We start from the raw sequence: 6,531 nt of genomic DNA, 5'->3' as shown, positions 1-6,531 counted from the left end.
CAAATGGATATATGACACCATTTGAAAAGAGAATGCAGGCATGATTATGTCAAAACTTTTCCTTGTAAGTGTTACAAAAAAACTTGACCATCTCATTTCCTCGTCTGTAATGTAGGAAATGGCATTTGCAAGATGCATAGCCATATATCTTTTTCCTGTCTGGTGGATGCAGGATATTTTGGTGATTGCGATTAAACATTCCTCCTTGTGTAGCTTATCATCAATAAATATCTTTCTAATCTATTTTCTCCATCTTTCTAATACATCTGAAATTGTAACAGGTTCTATATTTGAATCATCTATATTTTTCCACTCCTCTCTCCATACATCACATACTTTTACATTCTGTGATTTGGGTTCTGGTTTAGGTCTATCCATTTTTACAATTACAGGAACCGGTGTTGCATCACCTACCACAAGACATTGTCCCGGCGATAACGTAGGTAAAGTATCAGCCACCGCATTTGTATTATTAGAAAGAAGGTTCTTTATATATGATTGATCTGCCATATTGGTCAATCTTAATGAAATAAAATTATTGCACTGTGCAAAAATTGTTGATGAAACCTCACTTGGTCTCTGACTTACAACCATTAGACTGATTCCATATTTTCTTCCTTCTTTTGCAATCCTTTCAATAGACTTTTTTGATGCTTTATAATCTGCTCCACCGTTTTGTGGTACATAATTGTGGGCTTCTTCAAAAACCATTAAAAACGGAACATTGTTCAGCTCATCCCTTCCATGTTTCAGTTTTGTATAATGAAAACAAAAATCGAAAATAAGGCGTGAGATCAAGCTGATAGTTATTGATAATACCTCAAATGGAACTCCACTTAAATCTATTATACTAACATTAGCCTTATCCAAATACCCTAAAAACTGCTTTAAAATCAATTCAAAATCATCTGATGTATATACACTTTGATCTTCTTTAGTTGGCTTCATTAAAAAGTCTAGTCGTTTATCATTAATTTTATTTTCAAGCCTTGAAATAAATCTATTAAATTCACCATTAAATGGACCATTTGATGCTTTATCTGCTTTGCCATTTGATGTCGGAATAAATGTAAACTTATTATTGAAATAATCATTCACATTCTTAATTTCAATTATCTCATCATTTTTATTAACAATTTTAGGAATCTGCTTTTCCCCTGAGACTTTACTAATCACCTCATCATTCAAATTGCAAATATAATTATATACTTCCTCCATACTAAAATATACAGGTGTATCATAAGTTATTTTCTTGAGCTCCGGATTATATTTTTCCTTATTCAAAATAACCGCTTTTCTAAATTGCGATACTTGGTTATGAGAATTAGCTTCATTGCTTTCAATAAAAATTGACTCCAACTCTTCACTATTCATCAACCAATAGGGTAATTTCAACTTCTCTACATCTAAATAGTTTAATGTAAAAGATTGTTCTTGTGGCAATGTAAATGCCGATTTATATTCAGAATGAAGATCAAAAATAATAACATGTGCATTTTTTTGATTCGCTGCATTCATGTTACAACTATCGGATATTCCAACTGCTTCTTGCAGAATTTTAGCTACTGTACAAGATTTACCTGAGCCAGTGGAGCCTACGATACCTATATGCTTTCCAAAAAAAGCATTTCCATCTAAGTTTAAAACCACATCCCTATTTTGAGCAATCCTGCCTAATGCAAAAGAATATACATCATTTTCCAGAAAAATTTTATCCAATATAGATTTATCTGCAATATCAACAGGTTCTGTTGGAGAAGGCAGTACCGTACTACCTGGAATAAACTTATCATCAACCACCACTCCAACTGGTTCTGCTGACAATAAATATTTATCTTGCCCCGAATTATCCGCAATTGCTTTTATACTTTTTATTGTTGCAATTAAAAAATCAAAATTTCCTGTTTGTATTTTTAAGTACTTACCAATTTTTAATGCATTCTTATTTTTCTCAAAATCATTAAAATCCATCTTTACAATGACTTCTACCGCCGAGCTCTCCAGCACTTTTCCAATCATAATTCCACCTCATCTCTAATTTTTAATATATATTCCAAATGAGACAATTTAACAAGATTTACAACTTCTACGTTGACATCTTGCACCGATATATCTACTGGTAATCTATCAGCTATGAGAAATATATCATCCTGCCCCTCCTTATTAATGGCTGCAATACATGCAGCTTCATCTGTACATAATTTTATTCTGTATTGCATCCATCCGTCATTTATTCTCTTTTCAGGTTCCTTAATAAATGTCTCTTCAAAAAATGTTTTACCTCTATATCCTGTCTCCGCTTCAATCCCTTTTAAATATAAACGGCTTTCTAATTCATCTATCTGCTCATGCGTATATCCTACAAAGCAGAATACTGCTGGAGTATGTAACTTTACTTTACAGCAATATCTTGTGACATAATTTTTCAAAAACAAAACTATGTCATTGTCAAAATTTTCTATTAGAACTGGATCAATAAAGAAACACCTTTTTCTTTTATTAATGTTTAAATATGTGTTTAATTGCTTACGCTTCCTTTTAATGACTTCTCCATAATTTGATAATGATCTTGTCCATCTTGTAATCGCCGCAGTTTTTATCATTCTTAAATATTGCGTCATTTCATCTTTAGTAATATTTCGGCTATTGTCATTTTTTATAATACTTAAATCAGCAATTTTTTGTATTGCATTTGGATACACAATATCTGATACGTCATCCTTTTCAAACCCAGCCTCCTCCAAAAGCTCCTTATTTTCCTTCTCCAACTCATCATAGGGCTTTCCAACTATAAATTCAAAATGTTTCTCCAAAAAATCTTTTAAGTCACATTTAATTTCAAGATTATTTTCTGCAAAATATTTTTTTATCTTTTCCTTATCTGTCTTCGTTTTTCTCGGTTTTTGAAGCAATTGTTCTATTTGAGCATTTTCAATTTTCATCAAATATGCAATATAATCACAAATGTATTCTATATTGTCAGTCTTCAAAATGTTTTCCATTTGTTTTTCATTCAACAACTTCTTCCCTTCTTTTTCATTCGGGAAATACGCATATAAAATAAATTTTATGTCTAAACCACGATCCATCATACAAAACGTTTTCATCATTTGCAAAATAGGTTTATACACCGTTGACCACTGAAATTTCTGCTGTTCCTCATGATATTTACATTGTATTGCTGTAACATGGTCATTAAATGATACATCAATATCTTCAACAATCCCTTCCACTTTAATTATATCATCAGAAGCTTTCAAAATCTTATTTAATGTCAGGTTAAATTGATACATAAATCCTTTAATTGTAGAATCTGCAACTCTTCCCATAATCTTTTCTATACTTGCCTCATTAAAATACGTTGCCAGAAACATAATTCATTTGAGCAGACATTTTATGCCTGCCCAAAATAATAATTATTTCTGCAATAACATATCTATCTCATCTAAACTTATGTCCGGTTGTTCCTGCTTTTCTTTTGTATAATCTCCATACCCCATATCATACTGCTGCATAAATTTCACCATTCCTACAGGTCCTAATGCCTCCTGTAATGCCTTTATTCCCACATTTCTTATTTCAACCGGATTACTTAAATTAATATTTAGCACTTAAATCACCTCCCATGCAAATCTAAGCGGGTTGACTACTCTTGTCTTCAAATCCAACTTTTCTGCCATTTTTTCAAATTTATCATCAGTTGTCAGAAGCACATCTGCATTAGCCTCCTCTGCCGCCGCAATATGAAGACTGTCAAACGTGCGGATTTTTGAAATTGAAGCTATTTCTTCAGAACGTTTTCTTATTTGGCTTGTATATGATATATGAATATCAGCTACTTTATATAAATCCAGCACTTTTCGCTTCTTATTTTCGTCTGACATGCGAGTTATTTCAAGTTCTAAAATATCACTTCCCGCAATGACAATCTTTTTCATCTGCCCCATCTTTAAAACCGCTAAAATAGCCTCGCTCTCCAAATGGATTCTTTCCTGCGTCTGGTCATCAAACGGTCTATTATAGCAGCAATTATCCAAGTAAACTATCATCTACAGCATTTCACCTCCAATTTTTTACCTACATATGTTACATTGTACTTTACTTTAAGTATTTATTCAATTATCTTTACCATGTAGTTCACAATAATACAATTTATTGCCTCGTTATCCTTTTTAAGTTCTTCTCTGTATAACTCCATACTTTTTCTAAAAATTTAGTATTTGTATTCTACATTTTAAAATATCCTATTATACCATCTTCGATATTTTGACACTTTTTTGTCTCTTATATCTCTATTCATATTTTTTGCTCTATAAGTACCTGAATATATTCCTTTATTTCACACATATTTTGCTTTAGTTCTATTTTATCATCATCCCTGTACATATGGGAATTATTATTTTTCACAATCTGGTTCATGTTCAGACCAATCTTATTTACCTCATTCCGCAACGCATTATCTCTAATTCCAGTTCTTTACTTCGTGGATGTTCTGACTGGTTCAGTAGCAGATAGCGGATATATTCCGATTCGTTCATGTTTTCAGCTTTAGAACGTTCTGCTAACAATTTTGCTGTCTCTTCGGTCAGTTTGAAATGCTTCCTGATTACATTTTCGCCTTTTGGTCTTGCCATGTGCCACTCCTTCCTTTTGGGGAGAGGGCGTTCTATGGAACGCCGCAAGATACGCATTTCGTGGGCACGAAATGCAAATCTTGTCGGGGAGTACCCCGAACCCCCTTATTTTTGCCATATTTTACATACTGATATCAGTTTCGGCTCCTTTGATATAAGAAACTGGGAAGGTGAAATCAAAACCGCTGGAAATGAAATCACCTAAAAACAGGCAGATATCAAACTGCCAGTTTTTGAAATCGTCTCAAAATGCCTTGATATCGATTCACTGTTTTTTGAAATCGCCTGAAAATACCCGGATATCAAATCACTGCTTTTTGAAATCGTCCTAAAACACTCGGATATCAAACTACCGGTTTTTGAAATCGTTTCAAAATGACCGGATATCAAACCGCTGGTATTTGAAATCATCCGGGGTTATGGGTGGCGGTTCCACTTTTTCGGCTATCCTCCCGCATACTTTGCCGCCTGCATTGTATCGGGGAGAACATCCGCTGTCAAGTATTTTAGTCCTAGCCGAAAATCCTTGACAGCGGATGCCCTCCCCAATGGGAGGGTTGACAAGGCAAAGTATACGGGGGTGTCGGCTGTGCCGCACTTCCCCACACATCAGCTATCTTTCTCTTGCAGGGTAATAGGCGGCTCTTTCTGCCACCGCCATCTGTTCCTTTGCCCCTGCCTCATAGATATGGCGGAACCTCTCTTTTTCTGTATTGGAAAGGAAAGGCGGCAGCTCTGTTTTTTCACTGAAAAGGATACCGTCATCCCGTAAAATACCGGATAGCCCCTTTTTATCTACTGCTTCAAGGAAACAGCTTATTTTTGCCGCTATGCCTGCCAGTTGCGGCTTGTCAGTTTCCTCTGCCTTATCGTATGCATCCCTTGCCGCATTCTTAAAGCATATCAGTGTATTCCGGGAACATGGGATCTCTTTCTTATTGGCAAGGATATCCAGCATCACAAGCCAGTCCTTCTTCATAAAGACAGGCGCTTTCTTATCCAGTGCGTTAATATCCCTGGCATGGGCAATGGTTCCTCTTTTTGTCAGGGAAAAAACCGGGAGGTTGAAGGAAGCCGCCTGCGCCGCCGTCTGTTCCGTCACCTGCTGGTACCCTGCCTGTTATATCTCCTGCTGGAAGGACTTGATCCTTTCGCTGTCCGGCCTGCCCCTCTGGTAATTGTACTGGTCCATCATCCGTAAGGACTGCATTTCTTCCCAATCCCTGCGGAACTGCTCCAAAGTTGCTGCTTCAAGGGTTTTCTCCCTCATTGCATGGATTTCCCGTACCGTTGCTGACAGGGAGCGTTCATTTTCTGCCTGGTAGACAAAGGGTAAAAAGTCTCCCCTGCCGGAAAACATATCCTGCCGCATCCGTATCAATGCATCCACAAGGTAGGCATAGCAGATACAGTTGACTTTCTCCCCGAACGGTCCTCTGATATACTGCTCTGTGGAAAGGCGGGTGCTCCTGGTTTTTCCGCTCCTGTAGCGGATGGTAAGGAATTTCCCTTTTGCCTGTTTCCTCGTGATCTCTTTGGAAAGCCTGCGGTTATCCAGAACCGTTATATCTGCTTTTCCCTCTTTATCTTTTATATGTACAGAAAGGGAAACTCTCATATCTGAGAAATATGGCAATGACCTTGCCATCAGGTTTTCCATGCTGTCCTTCAGATAGGCTTCCCGCTCATTTAAACAGAATACCTTTTCCCCATCCACATGGATGAGATAGTTTCCGCTCTTTTGTAACATATCAAAATCTGCCGGGAGCTTTCCGCCATCTTCCATGATAAAATGCAGGAATTCGTGTATGTCCACATCTTTGATCGTAAGCGTCAAATAAGAACGTGTAGTGAAATATATGGCGTTCTCCTGTAAACTTGGGGTTAGAGTTTTTAG

The 6,531-nt window shown here is 36.3% G+C and carries 9 protein-coding genes; 1 reads left to right on the top strand and 8 read right to left on the bottom strand.

Annotated elements, in window-relative coordinates; genetic code table 11:
* Positions 1–240: 240 nt before the first annotated feature.
* The 6 genes from D5281_RS23695 to D5281_RS23670 all read right to left on the bottom strand — a co-directional run bounded on the left by D5281_RS23695 (position 241) and on the right by D5281_RS23670 (position 4,634).
* Complete coding sequence (locus D5281_RS23695) at positions 241–2,019, bottom strand: ATP-binding protein (protein ID WP_160562366.1); 1,779 nt, start codon at positions 2,017–2,019, stop codon at positions 241–243.
* The gene (locus D5281_RS23690; RefSeq protein WP_160562365.1) at positions 2,016–3,329 is read right to left on the bottom strand and encodes a hypothetical protein; all 1,314 of its coding nucleotides are present in this window, start codon (positions 3,327–3,329) and stop codon (positions 2,016–2,018) included. The genes D5281_RS23695 and D5281_RS23690 overlap by 4 nt, the downstream gene beginning before the upstream one ends.
* Positions 3,330–3,416: 87 nt before the next feature.
* A complete protein-coding gene (locus D5281_RS23685) occupies positions 3,417–3,611 on the bottom strand; it encodes a hypothetical protein (protein WP_277935593.1) in 195 nt (64 codons plus the stop codon).
* On the bottom strand, positions 3,612–4,049 hold the full coding sequence (locus D5281_RS23680) for a PIN domain-containing protein (RefSeq protein ID WP_160562364.1): 438 nt from the start codon (positions 4,047–4,049) through the stop codon (positions 3,612–3,614).
* A gap of 247 nt (positions 4,050–4,296) precedes the next feature.
* Positions 4,297–4,452 (bottom strand): plasmid mobilization relaxosome protein MobC, encoded by a 156-nt coding sequence (gene mobC / locus D5281_RS23675; RefSeq protein WP_160562363.1) that lies wholly within the window; start codon positions 4,450–4,452, stop codon positions 4,297–4,299.
* Positions 4,437–4,634, bottom strand: a complete 198-nt coding sequence (locus D5281_RS23670) for a hypothetical protein (protein ID WP_160562362.1) — start codon at positions 4,632–4,634, stop codon at positions 4,437–4,439. Before D5281_RS23670 ends, mobC begins: the two co-directional genes overlap by 16 nt.
* Before the next feature lie 34 nt (positions 4,635–4,668).
* Here D5281_RS23670 and D5281_RS23665 point away from each other — a divergent pair, with 34 nt between their 5' ends.
* On the top strand, positions 4,669–4,839 hold the full coding sequence (locus tag D5281_RS23665) for a hypothetical protein (protein ID WP_160562361.1): 171 nt from the start codon (positions 4,669–4,671) through the stop codon (positions 4,837–4,839).
* A 408-nt stretch (positions 4,840–5,247) separates the two neighbouring features.
* On the opposite strand, the gene D5281_RS23660 is transcribed toward D5281_RS23665, so the two are convergent.
* Positions 5,248–5,736 (bottom strand): hypothetical protein, encoded by a 489-nt coding sequence (locus tag D5281_RS23660; RefSeq protein WP_160562360.1) that lies wholly within the window; start codon positions 5,734–5,736, stop codon positions 5,248–5,250.
* 18 nt (positions 5,737–5,754) lie between these two features.
* Positions 5,755–6,531 (bottom strand): hypothetical protein (locus D5281_RS23655; RefSeq protein WP_160562359.1); only part of this gene is annotated, 777 nt, incomplete at its 5' end.

This window comes from Parablautia muri (assembly GCF_009917485.1).
GTDB classification, from domain to species: Bacteria; Bacillota; Clostridia; order Lachnospirales; family Lachnospiraceae; genus Suilimivivens; species Suilimivivens muri.
The sequence above is the reverse complement of the archived record's forward strand: the minus strand, read 5'-3'. Positions and strand labels throughout refer to the sequence as shown.